At 69.4% G+C, this 16,279-nt stretch carries 18 protein-coding genes; 12 read left to right on the forward strand and 6 right to left on the reverse strand.

The genetic code is table 11. From position 1 onward, the window contains the following. Positions 1 to 5: 5 nt before the first annotated feature. Complete coding sequence (mce, locus tag ACYUED_RS30555) at positions 6 to 446, reverse strand: methylmalonyl-CoA epimerase (RefSeq protein ID WP_491287205.1); 441 nt, start codon at positions 444 to 446, stop codon at positions 6 to 8. Between the two features lie 148 nt (positions 447 to 594). Between mce and ACYUED_RS30560 the strand changes: the two genes are divergently transcribed. The 3 genes from ACYUED_RS30560 (at position 595) to ACYUED_RS30570 (ending at position 4,183) form a co-directional block, all read left to right on the forward strand. Then, a complete protein-coding gene (locus tag ACYUED_RS30560; protein ID WP_491287208.1) occupies positions 595 to 1,797 on the forward strand; it encodes an acetyl-CoA C-acetyltransferase in 1,203 nt (400 codons plus the stop codon). A 35-nt stretch (positions 1,798 to 1,832) separates the two neighbouring features. Further along, on the forward strand, positions 1,833 to 2,789 hold the full coding sequence (gene meaB / locus ACYUED_RS30565; protein WP_491287210.1) for a methylmalonyl Co-A mutase-associated GTPase MeaB: 957 nt from the start codon (positions 1,833 to 1,835) through the stop codon (positions 2,787 to 2,789). A gap of 173 nt (positions 2,790 to 2,962) precedes the next feature. Further along, positions 2,963 to 4,183 (forward strand): MFS transporter, encoded by a 1,221-nt coding sequence (locus tag ACYUED_RS30570; RefSeq protein ID WP_491287212.1) that lies wholly within the window; start codon positions 2,963 to 2,965, stop codon positions 4,181 to 4,183. Positions 4,184 to 4,712: 529 nt separating this feature from the next. Here ACYUED_RS30570 and ACYUED_RS30575 read toward each other — a convergent pair. The 4 genes from ACYUED_RS30575 to ACYUED_RS30590 form a co-directional block, all read right to left on the reverse strand. Further along, positions 4,713 to 5,192 (reverse strand): MarR family winged helix-turn-helix transcriptional regulator, encoded by a 480-nt coding sequence (locus ACYUED_RS30575; RefSeq protein WP_491287214.1) that lies wholly within the window; start codon positions 5,190 to 5,192, stop codon positions 4,713 to 4,715. Positions 5,193 to 5,287: 95 nt separating this feature from the next. After that, entirely contained in the window at positions 5,288 to 6,082 is a 795-nt protein-coding gene (locus ACYUED_RS30580) for an AIM24 family protein (RefSeq protein WP_491287215.1), read from the reverse strand. A 2-nt stretch (positions 6,083 to 6,084) separates the two neighbouring features. Beyond that, the gene (locus tag ACYUED_RS30585) at positions 6,085 to 6,735 is read right to left on the reverse strand and encodes an AIM24 family protein (protein ID WP_491294505.1); all 651 of its coding nucleotides are present in this window, start codon (positions 6,733 to 6,735) and stop codon (positions 6,085 to 6,087) included. A gap of 1 nt (position 6,736) precedes the next feature. After that, entirely contained in the window at positions 6,737 to 7,369 is a 633-nt protein-coding gene (locus ACYUED_RS30590) for an AIM24 family protein (protein WP_491294507.1), read from the reverse strand. A 157-nt stretch (positions 7,370 to 7,526) separates the two neighbouring features. Between ACYUED_RS30590 and ACYUED_RS30595 the strand changes: the two genes are divergently transcribed. The 5 genes from ACYUED_RS30595 (at position 7,527) to icmA (ending at position 11,053) form a co-directional block, all read left to right on the forward strand. After that, on the forward strand, positions 7,527 to 7,871 hold the full coding sequence (locus tag ACYUED_RS30595) for a DUF3817 domain-containing protein (protein ID WP_491287218.1): 345 nt from the start codon (positions 7,527 to 7,529) through the stop codon (positions 7,869 to 7,871). Next, entirely contained in the window at positions 7,868 to 8,161 is a 294-nt protein-coding gene (locus ACYUED_RS30600) for an MTH1187 family thiamine-binding protein (protein WP_491287220.1), read from the forward strand. The genes ACYUED_RS30595 and ACYUED_RS30600 overlap by 4 nt, the downstream gene beginning before the upstream one ends. 182 nt (positions 8,162 to 8,343) lie before the next feature. Next, positions 8,344 to 8,853, forward strand: coding sequence for a MarR family winged helix-turn-helix transcriptional regulator (locus ACYUED_RS30605; RefSeq protein WP_491287223.1), 510 nt, complete (start codon positions 8,344 to 8,346; stop codon positions 8,851 to 8,853). Between the two features lie 43 nt (positions 8,854 to 8,896). Next, positions 8,897 to 9,235 (forward strand): DUF3817 domain-containing protein, encoded by a 339-nt coding sequence (locus tag ACYUED_RS30610; RefSeq protein WP_491287227.1) that lies wholly within the window; start codon positions 8,897 to 8,899, stop codon positions 9,233 to 9,235. 75 nt (positions 9,236 to 9,310) lie between these two features. Next, positions 9,311 to 11,053, forward strand: coding sequence for a coenzyme B12-dependent isobutyryl-CoA mutase large subunit (gene icmA / locus ACYUED_RS30615; RefSeq protein WP_491287229.1), 1,743 nt, complete (start codon positions 9,311 to 9,313; stop codon positions 11,051 to 11,053). Positions 11,054 to 11,123: 70 nt separating this feature from the next. Here icmA and ACYUED_RS30620 read toward each other — a convergent pair whose 3' ends face one another. Then, entirely contained in the window at positions 11,124 to 11,756 is a 633-nt protein-coding gene (locus ACYUED_RS30620) for a TetR/AcrR family transcriptional regulator (protein WP_491287231.1), read from the reverse strand. A gap of 210 nt (positions 11,757 to 11,966) precedes the next feature. On the opposite strand from ACYUED_RS30620, the gene ACYUED_RS30625 reads away from it, so the two are divergent. From ACYUED_RS30625 to ACYUED_RS30640, 4 genes are all read left to right on the forward strand, one after another. Further along, entirely contained in the window at positions 11,967 to 12,947 is a 981-nt protein-coding gene (locus ACYUED_RS30625) for a tetratricopeptide repeat protein (protein ID WP_491287233.1), read from the forward strand. Between the two features lie 648 nt (positions 12,948 to 13,595). After that, positions 13,596 to 14,228 carry a DUF6230 family protein gene (locus ACYUED_RS30630; protein ID WP_266521686.1) on the forward strand — a complete coding sequence of 211 codons (633 nt, stop codon included), beginning with the start codon at positions 13,596 to 13,598 and terminating at the stop codon, positions 14,226 to 14,228. Positions 14,229 to 14,358: 130 nt separating this feature from the next. After that, on the forward strand, positions 14,359 to 14,916 hold the full coding sequence (locus tag ACYUED_RS30635; RefSeq protein ID WP_491287235.1) for a DUF6114 domain-containing protein: 558 nt from the start codon (positions 14,359 to 14,361) through the stop codon (positions 14,914 to 14,916). Next, positions 14,906 to 16,222 carry a hypothetical protein gene (locus tag ACYUED_RS30640; protein WP_491287237.1) on the forward strand — a complete coding sequence of 439 codons (1,317 nt, stop codon included), beginning with the start codon at positions 14,906 to 14,908 and terminating at the stop codon, positions 16,220 to 16,222. Before ACYUED_RS30635 ends, ACYUED_RS30640 begins: the two co-directional genes overlap by 11 nt. Positions 16,223 to 16,279 lie beyond the last annotated feature (57 nt).

A 16,279-nucleotide genomic window follows, 5' to 3' on the forward strand; every position in this document is an offset into this window, starting at 1 on the left:
GGGGGTCAGTGCTCAGGTGACTCAACAGGCGCCGAAGTGACCAGTTCTGTCAGAACTCCGTGGCAATCCTTGGGGTGCAGGAACGTGATCCGTGACCCCATGGAACCGCGTCGCGGCTCTTCGTACAGAACGCGTACGCCCTTGTCGCGGATGTCCGCGGCCTCGCTGTCGACGTCCGCCGTGCCGAAGGCGATGTGGTGGACGCCCTCGCCGTTCTTGTCGAGCCACTTGGCGACGGTCGAGTCCGGACGCGTCGGCTCCAGAAGCTGCAGGTAGGAGGCGCCGCCGTCGGACGTGTCGTTGATCTTGAGCATGGCCTCGCGCACGCCCTGCTCCTCGTTGACCTCGGAGTGGAACACCTCGAAGCCGTACGTGGCCCGGTAGAACTCGACAGTTGTGTCGAGGTCGAAGCAGGCGATCCCGATGTGGTCGATTCGCGTCAGCATGGTGTTAGTGCAGCGCTCCCCCAGTAGTTACGCAACGTGCGCGCGATCACACCGACGGCCGGGTGACGGCACGGAGTGCCACTCAGTACATTCGAAGTAAACCCTCGTTCACTTCTTCAGCTGTGCAGCTGGAAGGGGATCGCACCTCATGTCTGGAACGAACAGCACGACCTCCGTGATCGTCGCGGGTGCTCGCACCCCGATGGGGCGGTTGCTCGGCTCTCTCAAGTCCTTCTCCGGAGCCGACCTCGGCGGTTTCGCGATCAAGGCCGCCCTCGACCGTGCGGGCATCGGTGGCGACCAGGTCCAGTACGTGATCATGGGTCAGGTGCTGCAGGCCGGCGCCGGCCAGATCCCGGCACGCCAGGCCGCGGTCAAGGCCGGCATCCCGATGAGCGTCCCGGCACTCACCGTCAACAAGGTGTGTCTGTCCGGCCTCGACGCCATCGCCCTCGCCGACCAGCTGATCCGCGCCGGCGAGTTCGACGTGATCGTCGCGGGCGGCCAGGAGTCCATGACCAACGCCCCCCACCTGCTGCCGAAGTCCCGTGAGGGCTTCAAGTACGGGGCGATCGAGATGCTCGACGCCATGGCGTACGACGGCCTGACCGACGCCTTCGAGAACATCGCCATGGGCGAGTCGACGGAGAAGCACAACACACGCCTCGGCATCCGGCGCCCCGAGCAGGACGAGATCGCCGCCCTGTCCCACCAGCGCGCGGCCGCCGCCCAGAAGAACGGCATCTTCGAGGCCGAGATCACCCCGGTGGAGATCCCGCAGCGCAAGGGCGAGCCGGTCCTCTTCAGCAAGGACGAGGGCATCCGCGGCGACACCACCGCGGAGTCCCTGGGCAAGCTGCGCCCGGCGTTCACCCGGGACGGCACGATCACCGCCGGTTCCGCCTCGCAGATCTCGGACGGTGCGGCGGCCGTGGTCGTGATGAGCAAGGCCAAGGCGCTGGAGCTGGGCCTGGACTGGATCGCGGAGATCGGCGCGCACGGCAATGTGGCGGGTCCGGACAACTCCCTGCAGTCCCAGCCGTCCAACGCGATTGCGCACGCCCTGAAGAAGGAGGGCCTGGAGGTCGAGGACCTGGACCTCGTCGAGATCAACGAGGCCTTCGCGGCCGTGGCCGTGCAGTCAATGAAGGACCTCGGGATTTCCACGGAAAAGGTGAATGTCAACGGCGGCGCGATCGCCCTGGGCCACCCGATCGGCATGTCCGGCGCCCGGCTCGTCCTGCACCTGGCACTGGAGCTCAAGCGCCGGGGCGGCGGCGTGGGCGCGGCCGCGCTGTGCGGCGGCGGCGGTCAGGGTGACGCGCTGATCGTGCGGGTACCCAAGGCCTGAACCCGTCGCCGGGCAATTCTCTGAACGGAGCTGTGATGCAGGACGTCTCCACCCTGGTGGCCCAGGCCAGGGAAGGCCGGCCGCGGGCCGTGGCCCGGCTGATCTCGCTGGTCGAGGGGGCGTCCCCGCAGCTCAGGGAGGTCATGGAGGCGCTCGCTCCGCTCACGGGGAACGCGTACGTGGTCGGTCTGACCGGTTCCCCGGGCGTCGGCAAGTCCACGTCGACCTCCGCGCTCGTGACGGCGTACCGAAATCAGGGCAGACGGGTCGGCGTCCTGGCCGTCGACCCGTCGTCGCCCTTCTCGGGCGGCGCCCTCCTCGGTGACCGTGTCCGCATGTCGGATCACGCCTCGGACCCCGGCGTCTACATCCGTTCCATGGCGACCCGCGGTCACCTGGGCGGCCTCGCCTGGGCCGCCCCGCAGGCGATCCGCGTGCTGGACGCGGCGGGCTGCGACGTGATCCTGGTCGAGACGGTGGGCGTGGGCCAGTCGGAGGTGGAGATCGCCTCCCAGGCGGACACGAGTGTGGTGCTGCTGGCCCCGGGCATGGGCGACGGCATCCAGGCGGCGAAGGCCGGCATCCTCGAGATCGGCGACGTCTACGTCGTCAACAAGGCGGACCGGGACGGCGCGGACGCCACCGCCCGCGAGCTGAACCACATGCTGGGCCTGGGCGAGTCCCGCGGCCCCGGCGACTGGCGCCCACCGATCGTCAAGACGGTCGCCGCGCGCGCCGAGGGCGTCGACGAGGTCGTCGAGGCCCTGGAGAAGCACCGCGCGTGGATGGAGGAGCGGGGAGTGCTGGCGCAACGCCGCCTCGCCCGTGCGTCACGCGAGGTGGAGACCATCGCGGTGACGGCCCTGCGCGCCCGCATCAGCGACCTGCACGGCGATCGCCGGCTGAGTGTGCTGGCGGAGCGGATCGTGGGCGGGGAGCTGGATCCGTACGGCGCTGCGGACGAGTTGGTGGCGGGGCTGACGGAGGGCTGAGGCGGCCTTTCCGCGGCCCGTCGCCAACTCCCCACTCCCGCTGCTACGTTGATGCACATGTACCTCCTCCTGGCATAGGGCGCGCCCGAGCCCGCGCATGGCGAGCGGTGACCGACCGCACGGTCCGCGCGGCGATCAGGCGTCCCCTTTCCGCCTCGAGTCGAGGAACTCCCGTGTCTTCCATACCGGTCGGACGGCCGTCGTACGCCGCCGTCCTTCGTATCCCGCATGCCCGCCGCACCTTCGCCGCCGCCCTGCTCGGCAGACTGTCGTACGGCGTGGTCCCGCTGTCCGTGATGCTCGCCGTGACCCGGGCCACCGGGTCCTACGCGGTGGCGGGCACCGTCATGGCCCTCTTCGGCGGCACCAGCGTCTTTCTGTCGCCCGCGAGGGCGGCCCTGACCGACCGGCACGGCCCGCGCCGCGCGCTCGTCCCGATGGTCGTCGCCTACGCCGCCCTGCTCGGGCTGCTGACGGTGCTCCTGGGGCGTCCTGGGGACGCCTCGCCGCTGACTCTGGGGGCGGTGACCGCCGCGGCGGGCGCCTGCACTCCGCCGCTGGGCCCGACCATGCGCGCGGTCTGGGGCCGACTCGCCCCGGACCGTGATCTGTTGCAGCGCGCCTACAGCCTCGACGGCGTCGCCGAGGAACTGCTCTTCGTCTCGGGGCCGTTGCTGGTCGGCGTCCTCGTGGGCTTCGCCCCGCCGACGGCCGGGATCGTCTTCGGCACGTTGCTGATCGTGGTCGGGACCGTCGGGTTCGTGTCGTCGCCGGTGGCACGGGACATGCGGTCACAGGACGGGTCGGCGCGGCACCGGTCCGACGGGCGGCCGGTGCTGCTCGGGCTCCGACGGCCCGTGACCGCCGCCGCGGGCGTCGGGCTCGCGCTCGGCGCGGTCGATCTGCTGGTCGTCGCGTTCACCGGACGGCACGGGTACGGCGGTGACAGCGTGGCCTGGGTACTGGCCGCCCTGTCCGCGGGAAGCGCCGTCGGCGGACTGCTCAACGGGGCGGTGACCTGGCGGGCCCCGGCAGAAAGGCGGCTGCCCCTGCTGACCGCAGGGCTGGGGCTCGCGCTCCTGGGCGCCGCACTGGTCCCGGACCTCGTCACGCTCGCCCTGGCCGCCACCGTGGCCGGTTTCTTCGTGTCCCCGGCGATCACCACGGCCTACCTGATCGCCGACGAGTCCGCCGCACCGGACACCCACGTCCGCGCCGGCGCCTGGGTCAACACGGCCGTCAACGCGGGCGGCACGGCCGGAACCTCAGCCGCCGGCGCGCTGGCAGGAGCCTTGCCGACGGGCTGGTGTTTCGCGGCGACCGGCGGCGTCGTACTGCTGGCGGCGCTGGCGACGGTGACGGTCGCGGGTCCGGTTCGGGTCACGGTGGTCTGATGTGTCCGTCGGCTCTCTCGTGTTGTCCGAGGCGGCGCCGTCGGGTCGTGCATGAGGCTGTCTGGCGGTGTGCGGTGAGTCCGCCGGCAGGGCGACACCGGCGGTCGGCCGCGTCGTGCTGCCGGCGGCGCTGGCGAGGGTGACGGTCGCGGGTCCGGACCGGGCCACGGTGGCCTGACGTGCGCCGGCTCTCTCGTGTTGTCCGAGGCGGCGCCGTCGGGTCGTGCATGAGGCTGTCTGGCGGTGTGCGGTGAGTCCGCCGGCAGGATGAGACGGATCTCGGCCGGGCGTGGCGCGGCGGCGCCGACCACCGTCGCGTCCGGGCTCGCGGAGGCACGCCGTGCCACGGCTGATCGTCGACCACTACAGGTCCGGCGGCCGGCACTGGTGCGACCGGCTGACGTGCGGCGGGCGGGCGGGTCGGCGGCGCCGCCTGCCGGTCGGCGTCGCGCGGCGGGCGGAAAGCGGGCCGTGCGGCCCCCGGGAGTCCCAGTGGCCGCACGGCCCGGTGTGTCCTGCCGGGCGGACTCTAGGGCCGGCGCCCCCGCTGCCCGCGGAGGTGTTGCGCGATGGGCTTCAGGGCCTTGTCGAGTTCCGCCATGGCCTCGGGGGACAGCAGATCGATGAAGTGCCGGCGCACGGACCCCACATGGTGCGGCGCGACCTTCTGCATCGTTTCCATGCCGTGCTCGGTGAGGACGGCGTAGAGCCCGCGGCGGTCGGACTCGCAGTTCTCACGGCGGACCAGGTTCGCGTTCTCCATCCGGGTGATCTGGTGGGAGAGGCGGCTCTTGGACTGGAGGGTGGCGGATGCGAGATCGCTCATGCGCATCCGTACGTCCTCCGACTCGGAGAGGTTCACCAGGATCTCGTAGTCGTTCATCGTCAGGCCGAACGGCTGCAGGTCCCTCTCGAGCTGGTACGTCAACAGCCTGTTGACCTCCAGGTGGGTGCGCCAGGCGCACTGCTCCGCATCGGTCAGCCAGCGAGTGGCCGTCTCGGTCTCCATGAATCAAGTCTACCTAAAATGTTGAAAGGTGAACTAGTGAAGGTGGCGTGACAGTGACGTGCACACGTTCGACGTCACACTCCGCAGACTACCGCTCACAGCCCGAAGCGACGCTGGAGGTCCCCCAGCTGTCCGGGAAGGCGCGGTGCGCCGGCTTGCTGTGAAGGGCCTGTGTGTGCGCCGCCACCAGGCACGCCGGCCTGCTGGGGAACCGCTCCGGTGGCCTGCTCGGCCATCAGGGTCTCCGAGGACTGGAGCAGCACCGTGCCGGCCCCGATGAACTCGAACTGGTGCTCCTCCCCGGAGGCCCCGCCGAGGCCCGTCATCGCACGTAGACCGCCCATGACGCCCGTCAGGTAGCCGTGGTCGTAGTGGTGGCACGGCGAGGGGCAGTCGGCCCAGCCGACGAGCGCCTGTGGGTCCACCCGGATGGGTGGTTCGATGAACACCACCGGACCGTTGGATGCAGCCACGAACTTTCCGGTTCCGATCAGGGTCAGAAAACCCGGCACGATTGATTGCTTGAGAGCGAGACTTGGCTGAAAAGCGAGCAAGTTGCCCGAGCGAATGGTCAGGTTGCCGTCTTCCAGGTCGTACGAATTCACGTCGAAGGCCCGGTCGGCGAGGAGCATCTTGCCCGAGCCCTCCGCCACGACCCAGTCGCTCGCGTGCAGTGGCGAATGAAAGGACGTACGGACAAGTCGGTCGAGTCGGCCGTGCCCGATGCCGTTGAACTCCATCGAGCCGTAGTAGGCGATCATCTTCCCCTTCTGCAGGAACCACTGACTCCCCTTGAGCTCGACGCAGAAGGTGTACTTGTTCACGTTGTCGTCGACCGGCAGGGTCATCGGGTCGAAGACCGTCGGGCCGCCGCCCGGAGCCCCGTACATGCTCAAAGCTTCTCCTCCGAGGCCTGGACGTACACCGCGCCGCTGCCGCTGAGCTCCAGTTGGAAGGCCTCGCCGGAGCCGCGGCCCACCATGTCGCGCCAGCCCAGCGCCGTGGACAGCTTGTTGCGGACGTCGCCGTGGTGGGCGACGTACGCCTGCGGGTCGACGTGGACGGGCCGCTGGGGGGTGATCGGGAGCTCGAAGACGCCGCCGTGGGCCATCACGGCGACGGAGCCGTGGCCCTTGAGGGTGGTCGTGAACAGCCCCTGGCCGGTGACCTGGCCGCGCACCATGCCCATGACGCCGCCCTGCGAGCCCATGAACATCGTGCCCTGCTGGAGCGTGCCCTCGAAGGCGAGCAGGCGGTCCGCCTCCACGTACAGCGTGTCGCCGGTGAGGTTGATGACCTGGACGTGGTGGCCGCCGTGCCCGAACAGAACCGTGCCGCTGCCCTCCACGCTCATCAGCGGCGTGGCCTCGCCCGCGACCCGGCGGCCGATCATCGACATCACCCCGCCCTGGCCGCCCTGGATGTTCGGGGTGAAGGAGACCTCGCCCTTGTAGGCGAGCATGGCCCCACGCTGGCTGAACAGCCGCTGACCGGGCAGGACCGTCGCCTCGACCATCTTGGAGTTGATCTCGCGCAGGGTCATGTCACACATCCCCCGCGATCGTGTTCCGCTCGCTCGGCTGTACGTACACCAGCCCGTCCCCCTCGAAGCGGATCTGGAAGGCCTCGCCGCCGCCCTCCCCGAGAAGCGTGCGGAAGGTCACACCGGACTGGAAGGACTGCCGCAGGTTGCCCTGGTGCGCGATGTAGGCGCCGGGGTCGACGGTCAGCGGGTACTGCGCGCTCACCCGCAGCACCACCGCCGGACCGTCCGACATGATCGCCGCCTGGCCGTGGCCCTCGACGGTCGTCGTGAACAGTCCGTTGCCCTGTGCGGCGCCGCGCATTCCGGTGAAGGTCGTGCCGGTCCTGAGACCGGCGTCGGTCGCGAGCAGATTGCTCGACTCCACGTACAGCTTGTCCCCCTGGAGGCCTACGAGGTTGATCTCGGAGGCGCGGTCCGCGAACCAGCACGTCCCGTGCCCCTTCACCTCCATCACGGTCATCTGCTCGCCGGTGATCCGCCGGGTCACCATTCCCCGGATGCCCTCACCGCCGCCGCTGAGCTTCTTGAAGGCCATCTGCCCGTCGTACGCGACCATCGAGCCGTTCTTCGCCTTCACGGCATCCCCGGTCATGTCGACGGCGAGCACCTTGCTTCCTTGAAGTCGGAACATCGCCACGCTGTGAAGGTAACCGCGGGCGGCTGCTCCGAACAGGGCTCAAAGGTGGAGAGGGACCCTGACCGCACCCTGAGAGGGACGGTTTGTCAGAATGGACGAACGCTTGTGCTTACATTCACAAAGAGCGACCGTCTCCCACCGAAGGTGACCCGTGGACCTCAAGACCGCCACCGCCCTGCGCCGGCTCCGACTCGTCTCGGCCCCCGAGGCCGTGTCCTTCCTCCTGCTGCTGGTCTGCTCCGTGCTGAAGCGGACCACGGATTTCAACGGGGTGCCGGTGATGGGCATGGTCCACGGCGTCCTGTTCATCCTGTACGTGATCTTCTGGGCCGACGCCTGGAACCGCACCAAGTGGCCGCTGAAGACCGCAGCCTTCTACTTCGTCCTCTCCGTGCTGCCCACCGGCGGCTTCTTCGCCGAGCGCAAGCTCAAGCGCGCCGCCGAGGATGAGGTCATCGCCTCGCGCGCCCGCCAGGAAGGGATCGTCAACGCATGATCGTCGCCTTCTCCGTGACGCCTCTGGGGGTCGGCGAAGAGGTGGGGGAGTACGTCGCCGACGCCGTCCGCGTGGTCCGCGAGTCGGGTCTGCCCCACCGCACCGACGCGATGTTCACGAGCATCGAGGGCGAGTGGGACGAGGTCATGGACGTCGTCAGGCGCGCCGTCGCCGCGGTCGAGGCACGGGCACCGCGCGTGTCCCTCGTCCTCAAGGCCGACATCCGCCCAGGAGTGACGGACGGTCTCACCGTCAAGGTGGAGACGGTGGAGCGGTATCTGGCCGAGTAGTCGGCCAAGAGCCAAGAGCCAAGAGCCAAGAGCCAAGAGCCAAGAGCCACGAGCCACGAGCTATGGGCTGTGGGCCGGGGCGCTGGGTCCGGCCCGCTGCCCGTCGCCCGCCCCGGCCGCTCGGCGGACCGAAAGGCGAGACGGGGCTGACCAGCATGTGACCGGCCGGTAAGGTCGATGCCGTGCCGAAGCCGCTCAGTCTTCCCTTCGATCCGATCGCCCGCGCCGACGAACTCTGGAAGCAGCGCTGGGGAAACGTGCCGTCGATGGCGGCCATCACCTCGATCATGCGTGCGCACCAGATCCTGCTCGCCGAGGTCGACGCGGTGGTGAAGCCGTACGGACTCACGTTCGCGCGGTACGAGGCGCTGGTGCTGCTCACCTTCTCCAGGGAGGGCGAGCTGACGATGTCCAAGATCGGCGAGCGCCTCATGGTGCATCCGACGTCGGTGACCAACACCGTGGACCGCCTGGTGAAGTCGGGCCTGGTGGCCAAGCGCCCCAACCCCAACGACGGGCGGGGCACCCTCGCCTCCATCACCGACAAGGGCCGCGAGGTCGTCGAGGCGGCCACCCGCGACCTGATGGCGATGGACTTCGGCCTCGGTGCCTACGACGCCGAGGAGTGCGGGGAGATCTTCGCGATGCTGCGGCCGCTGCGGGTGGCGGCGAGCGACTTCGACGAGGACTGACCCCGCCCAAGATCTCCCGGAACGGGCGGTTACGCTCGACGCCATGAAGAAGAGCGTGCTGACCCGCTACCGCGTCATGGCCTACGTCACCGGTGTGCTGCTGGTCCTGCTGTGCCTGAGCATGATCGCCAAGTACGGCCTGGACGTCGACGGCGCCGCGGACTTCACCCGCGTCGTCGCCATCGCACACGGCTGGCTCTACGTGGTCTACCTGATCTTCGCCTTCGACCTGGGCTCCAAGGCGAAGTGGCCGGTGGGCAAGCAGCTGTGGGTGCTGCTCGCGGGCACGATCCCGACGGCCGCCTTCTTCGTCGAGCGGAAGATCAGCCACGAGCTGGAGGCCAAGGCCGCCGACCCGTCTCCCGCGGTCGCCGAGGCGTAACCCCACCGCCGCACGGACACGCGTGCGGCGGTCTTCCGTCGACATGTACTAGGACGTCCAAGTAACTTCGATGGTATGAACGCTGACGCCATCGAGGAGGGCCGCCGCCGCTGGCAGGCCCGGTACGACGCCTCGCGCAAGCGTGAAGGCACCGGGGGTTCGGGGGCGAAGCCCGCGGGCCCGGGGAACGGGACGCGCACCACGCTCTCCGGGGATCCCGTGGAGCCCGTGTACGGGCCCCGGCCCGGGGACGCGTACGAGGGCTTCGAGCGGATCGGGTGGCCGGGGGAGTACCCCTTCACGCGCGGGCTGTATCCGACCGGGTACCGGGGGCGGACGTGGACCATCCGGCAGTTCGCCGGGTTCGGGAACGCCGAGCAGACCAACGAGCGCTACCGGACGATCCTCGCCAACGGCGGCGGGGGACTGTCCGTGGCCTTCGACATGCCGACCCTCATGGGGCGGGACTCCGACGAGCCGCACTCCCGGGGCGAGGTCGGGCACTGCGGAGTCGCGATCGACTCGGCCGCCGACATGGAGGTGCTGTTCCGTGACATCCCGCTGGATGACGTCACCACCTCCATGACCATCAGCGGGCCGGCCGTCCCCGTCTTCTGCATGTACCTCGTGGCCGCTGAGCGGCAGGGTGTCGACCCCCGGGTGCTCAACGGCACGCTCCAGACCGACATCTTCAAGGAGTACATCGCCCAGAAGGAGTGGCTCTTCCGGCCCGAGCCGCATCTGCGCCTCATCGGTGACCTGATGGAGTACTGCGCCGCCCGGATCCCCGCCTACAAACCGCTGTCGGTCTCCGGCTACCACATCCGCGAGGCCGGGGCGACGGCCGCGCAGGAGCTGGCCTACACGCTGGCCGACGGGTTCGGGTACGTGGAGCTGGGGCTCAGCCGCGGGCTGGACGTGGAAGTCTTCGCGCCCGGACTGTCCTTCTTCTTCGACGCGCACGTGGACTTCTTCGAGGAGATCGCCAAGTTCCGTGCGGCACGCCGCATTTGGGCGCGCTGGATGCGGGACGTCTACGGAGCCCGGTCCGAGAAGGCGCAGTGGCTGCGCTTCCACACGCAGACCGCCGGTGTGTCCCTGACCGCACAGCAGCCGTACAACAACGTCGTACGTACGGCCGTGGAGGCGCTCGCGGCGGTGCTCGGCGGGACCAACTCGCTGCACACCAACGCCCTGGACGAGACCCTCGCGCTGCCGAGCGAGCAGGCCGCGGAGATCGCCCTGAGGACCCAGCAGGTGCTCATGGAGGAGACCGGGGTCGCCAACGTGGCCGATCCGCTGGGGGGTTCGTGGTTCGTCGAGCAGCTGACGGACCGGATCGAGGCGGACGCGGAGAAGATCTTCGAGCGGATCGGGGAGCGAGGGCTGCGGGCGCATCCGGACGGCAGGCACCCGATCGGCCCGATCACCTCCGGAATCCTGCGCGGGATCGAGGACGGCTGGTTCACCGGCGAGATCGCCGAGTCGGCCTTCCGGTACCAACAGGCCCTGGAGAAGGGCGAGAAGAGGGTCGTGGGCGTGAACGTCCACCGCGGATCCGTCACAGGGAACCTGGAGATCCTTCGGGTCAGCCACGAGGTCGAGCGGGAGCAGGTGCGGGTGCTCTCCGGCCGGCGGGCGGCGCGTGACGGGGCCGCGGTGCGCACGGCGCTGGACGGGATGCTCGCCGCGGCCCGGTCCGGCGCGAACATGATCGAGCCGATGCTCGACGCCGTACGCGCGGAGGCGACCCTCGGTGAGATCTGCGGGGTGCTGCGGGAGGAGTGGGGGGTGTATACGGAGCCTGCGGGGTTCTAGTGTGATGCGCCGGCACACCAGGTACCAGGGAGCTCCGCCCCCTGGCCCCCGTCGGCCCACGGCCTCGTCCTCAGTCGCCGGACGGGCCGATCGACGTGAGCCCGGTGAGCAGGACCTGGGTGAACCGGCGCACCCACTCCTCGTCCGCCGGCTCCGCGCTCACCAGGGTGCGGTGGACCACCGCACCGGCCACCACGTCGAAGATCAGGTCGACCGTGCGGTCCGCCTCGCCCGGATCCGTCTCCGGGGGCAGCTCGCCACGGATCTGGGCGCGCGCCCGGCCCTCCAGAACCAGCCGTTTCTGCCGGTTCACGATCGAGTCGCGGATCCGCTCCCGCAACGCCTCGTCGCGGACGGACTCCGCGACCACCGCCATCAGGCCGCTCTTGGCCTCCGGGCGGGCCAGGATCGCGGCGAACTGCAGGACGACGCCCTCGATGTCGGCCGCCAGGGTGCCGCGGTCGGGGAGTACGAGTTCGTCGAAGAGCTCGGCCACCGCGTCGACCACCAGCTCGTTCTTGCCCGCCCAGCGGCGGTAGAGGGTCGTCTTCGCAACCCCGGCGCGCGTCGCCACGTCTCCCAGGGTGAGCTTCGACCAGCCCAGCTCCACCAGCGCCTCCCGGGTGGCCGCGAGGATCGCGGCGTCGGCCTCGGCGCTGCGCGGGCGTCCTGAGGCGCGTGGGGCGGGAGGGCGGCTCTGCATCCCCTGACCATAAACCGACGTTTCCTGTGAGGCCGTGAGGGAGATCACCGGGGGGTGGTGTCCGGGCGGCACGCGGTGCCATTACGCTACGACTCGTAGCGAAACCACTGGCGTGGCGCGGGGTGGGGACCCGGCGCCGAACACAGCGCAGTTCGACCGGCTTTCACATGGCTTTTCACACACCGCGCGCGGACGGGGGAGGATAGGCGCATGCAGCCACGGAACATGTCCATGAGCGGAGTCGTCGACCTCGCCGCGGTGAAGGCGGCCCAGGAGGCCAAGACGAAGGCGGAGCAGGCGCGCGCCGAAGCCGCCCGGCAGGGCGGCGGCCCGGGAGCCGTCTCTCCGGCCGATCTGGTGATCGACGTCGACGAGGCCGGATTCGAGCGCGACGTCCTGCAGCGGTCCACCGAGGTGCCCGTCGTCATCGACTTCTGGGCCGAGTGGTGCGAGCCCTGCAAACAGTTGAGTCCCGTCCTTGAGCGGCTCGCCGTCGAGTACGCCGGGCGCTTCCTCCTTGCCAAGGTCGACGTCGACGCCAACCAGATGCTGATGCAGCAGTTCGGAATCCAGGGGATCCCGGCGGTGTTCGCCGTCGTCGCCGGGCAGGCGCTGCCGCTCTTCCAGGGGGCCGCCGGCGAACAACAGATCCGGCAGACCCTCGACCAGTTGGTACAGGTCGCCGAGGAGCGATTCGGTCTGACCGGACTGGCGGTCGACCCGGACACCGAGCCGGGCGGCGGCCAGGCGGAGGCCGAGGCGATGCCGGCCGGCCCGTACGACGCGCTGCTCGAAGCGGCCGTACGCGCCCTGGATTCAGGGGACTTCGGCGGTGCCGTCCAGGCCTACCGGAACGTGCTCAGTGACGACCCGGGCAACCCGGAGGCCAAACTGGGTCTCGCCCAGGCCGAGTTGCTCCAGCGCGTGCAGGGGCTCGACCCGCAGCAGGTGCGCAAGGACGCCGCCGAGAAGCCGGCCGATGTGCAGGCGCAGATCGTCGCCGCGGACCTGGATCTGGTGGGCGGTCATGTGGAGGACGCCTTCGGGCGGCTCATCGAGACCGTGGGGCGCACGGCGGGTGACGACCGGGACACGGTACGTCTGAGGCTGCTGGAGCTCTTCGAGGTCGTTGGGGCGGATGATCCGCGAGTGGCGGGGGCGCGTCGGGCGCTCGCGCGGGCCCTGTTCTGAGCGGGACGGCAGGCAGGTTCTGACCTGTCGTTAAACGCCGGGCCATGTGGTGCCCGAGTGAAAGATTTGCCGACGGAACGCCAATGCGGCCGCGCTTTACCAAATCTTGGTAAACGCGGCCGCTGTTACTGCAAGTAAGTTTCGGGCGTTGGTCTGTCGGTTTCTGTCCAATGATCAACGGTTTTGTCTCTGGCCTTGACTGCACCCTCCGTCGCCGCCCGAGACCTATGGGTCGTTGTTCGGTTATCCGGCCGTTACTACCCAGTAACGAAGCCCCTTGTGCGGGCGGCGAGAATGCACCACGATCGGCGACGCTCGGTCCATTCCCGTACCCCGGCAGCCGGTTGGGTCGCGGGGCTTCCTGGGTCCCCACCGAGCAGAGGCGGCGCCGCTGGCGCCGGCTCTTGGACAGGGGGGTCTTCGCCCACTCGGCGAAGCCTGTCCGGCAAGGTTGTGCGTGATGTGTGTCAGGCGCGACCAGTGGTTGTCGCTCGGGGGTGATCGCCGGTGATCGGTGCGCGGTTTCAGCGCCTCCGAGTACGGGCGCTCTCCTTCCCGAGGACGTAGCACTTCTCCCATCCCTGCCCGGCTGAGCCGCCAACTGGGGGCAGCCAGGGCCAGGAGATGTACGTCCGAGAAGGAGGAAATATGGAGTCCCAGGTGCGTGGCGGGACCAGATGGAAGCGGTTCGCTGTGGTCATGGTGCCCAGCGTCGCCGCTACGGCCGCGATAGGTGTCGCCCTCGCGCAGGGCGCTCTCGCCGCGTCGTTCAGCGTGTCCGGCCAGCAGTTCAAGGTGACGGCCGACCAGCTGGAAGGCACCGGCTTCTCGCAGTACGGAGCCATTGACTCGGGGTACACCCTCGACGGCAAGAAGACGGCGCACCCGGTCGCGGTCTCGGCGTTCAAGTCCGCGACCATCAAGAACCTGTGCCAGTCCGTCGTGACCCCGGACATCCCGGTGATCGGCAGTGTCAGCCTGATCCTGAAGGCCGGTGGCGGCAGCCAGCCGGTCGAGGCCGACAACCTGTACATCGACCTCGATGACCTGAGCGCCGACGCGACGTTCAAGAACATCGACATCGGTGTGGCCGCCAAGGACGCCAGCAAGGGTCCCGGCATCCACAGCGGTGACACCGCGAACCCGTACGGATTCGCACAGCAGGCGGACTCGGCCTCGCTGAGCAGCGTGAAGCAGACGGCGTGGGCCACCACTGCCGGAACCTTCAAGCTCAGTGGGCTGAAGATGTCCGTCTCGACGGGTGTCAAGGAGTGCTACTAAGCACTCGCTGACGGGCGGGGGAGCCAATGGCGCCCCCGCCCGTCGACCTTCCACCACTCTCTTCACACCTACTGCAACTCACCACCACAGCACCATCACCACAGCAAAGCCGTACAGGGAGCTGTATTCCATGAGCGCCGAGACTCCTGCCGTACCCGCCGGCCAGTTCAGTCGCCGGAGGGTGCAGTTCCGCGCCTGGCGGGGCACGCGGCCGTTCTGGGCCGGTCTGTTCGTCATGCTCGCCGGACTCCCCATCGCCTACTTCCCGTACGCCCACCTGCAGGTCGGGCATCTGACTCTGGCGATGGCCACCACCGCGGGCGCCGGGTCCCTGATCATCGGTGTGCTGCTGGTGGTTCTGGGCTTCAGTCTCTGGTTCCAGAAGCACGTCCGGACCTTCGCGGGTATCGCGGCGATCCTGCTGGGACTGGTCTCCATCCCCGTCTCGAACCTCGGCGGTTTCCTGCTGGGCTTCCTGCTCTCGCTGGTCGGCGGGGCGATGGCCGTGTCCTGGGCGCCGGGCGAGCCGCCGGCCGAGGCCGCGCGAGAGGGCACACCGGCAGCGGGCCCCGCCCCCGAGGCACTGGACCCGGACACCACCATCCTCAAGCCCGTGCTGGGTGAGTCCAACAATCTGTCAGGAACGAGCCCGGCGAACGGGGCGAACGGGAGGCACAGTGCCGGCTGACGAGGTGACCCACGGGACGGATGTGGACGAGTCCCGTGTGAGAACCGGGCCGCGTCACGCGGCACCCAAGAAGCCGCTGTTCACCAGGTTCCACATGCCGGCCGGCAAGGCGATAGCCACCGTGGCGATGCCGACGGCGGTCCTCATGGGAATGGGGTTCACGTCCTCGCTCGCCCTCGCGGACAGCGGCGGTTCGGGTGCTCCGACGGCGAAGAGCCTGACCGCGGACGAGTACAAGGACTGTGTGGCCGCTCTGGGCGACGACGCGTCGGCCTCGCCGTCGCCGTCCGCCTCGGAGAGTTCGAGCCCGTCGGACGAGAAGGCGACGCCTTCGCCGTCGTCCACCTCCTCGAAGGACGCCTCCGACTCGGGCAAGGCGGGTTCGTCGGATTCAGGTTCCGACGACAAGGCGACGCCCACGCCGTCCGCCTCGCAGAGTTCGAGCAAGGACACGGCGGGCGGCGACACCGCCACGCCGAGCCCCTCGGCGTCCGCGAGCAGCGGTGGCGGTCTGCTGAACGACCTCGGCGACGCGATCGGCGGCCTCTTCACAGGGGGTAGCGGCAGCTCCACGTCGAGCGCGAGCCCGACGCCGTCCGCGTCGTCCCCCTCGGCGAGCACGAGCAAGGACTCGTCGACGTCCTCGGACAACAGCGTCACGGACACGACCAAGAAGGTCACCGACACGGTGGGCGACACCGTGAAGGACACGACCGACAAGGCGTCCAAGGCGGCCGAAAGCGCCACCAAGACGGTGGAGAAGGCAGCCGGCGAGGCCACCTCCTCCGCGAGTCCCTCGCCGAGCTCCGGTGCCGACGCGGCGAACTGCCCGACCGCCACGGACGACGTGGGCGGCGTCGACAACAAGGTGACGCTGCCGGACGACCCCTGGTACCTGGACGCCAGCTCGCTGCTGCTGCAGAAGGCCGACTACCAGGGCATCGTCAAGGTGAAGACGGCGAACGGCACCACCAAGAAGGTGCTGAAGTACGTCGTCTCCGGCGGTGTCGACATCGGTGACCTGCACCAGACGGTCAAGGACAAGAACGCCGGCAAGACGTACCACGTGCAGGCCGGTTCGGGTACGACGTCCACCTTCCGCGACGGCGCCGTCACGATGTACACGGAGTCCATCTCGGGCAACCTGTTCGGGCTGATCCCGATCACGTTCAGCCCGGACAGCCCGCCGCCGCTCAACATCCCGCTGATCTACTTCACTCACGTGAAGGTCGTCCAGGCCGGTCAGTTCGGCGGGACGCTGCACATCCCCGGGATGCATGTGTACACGACCGACGGAGCCGGCTGAGCGCCACCACAGACCCGTTCGGGAGCCGCGCACAGAGCTGAGGGCGCCCCTCTTCGG

Source organism: Streptomyces sp. DF42 (assembly GCF_058267695.1).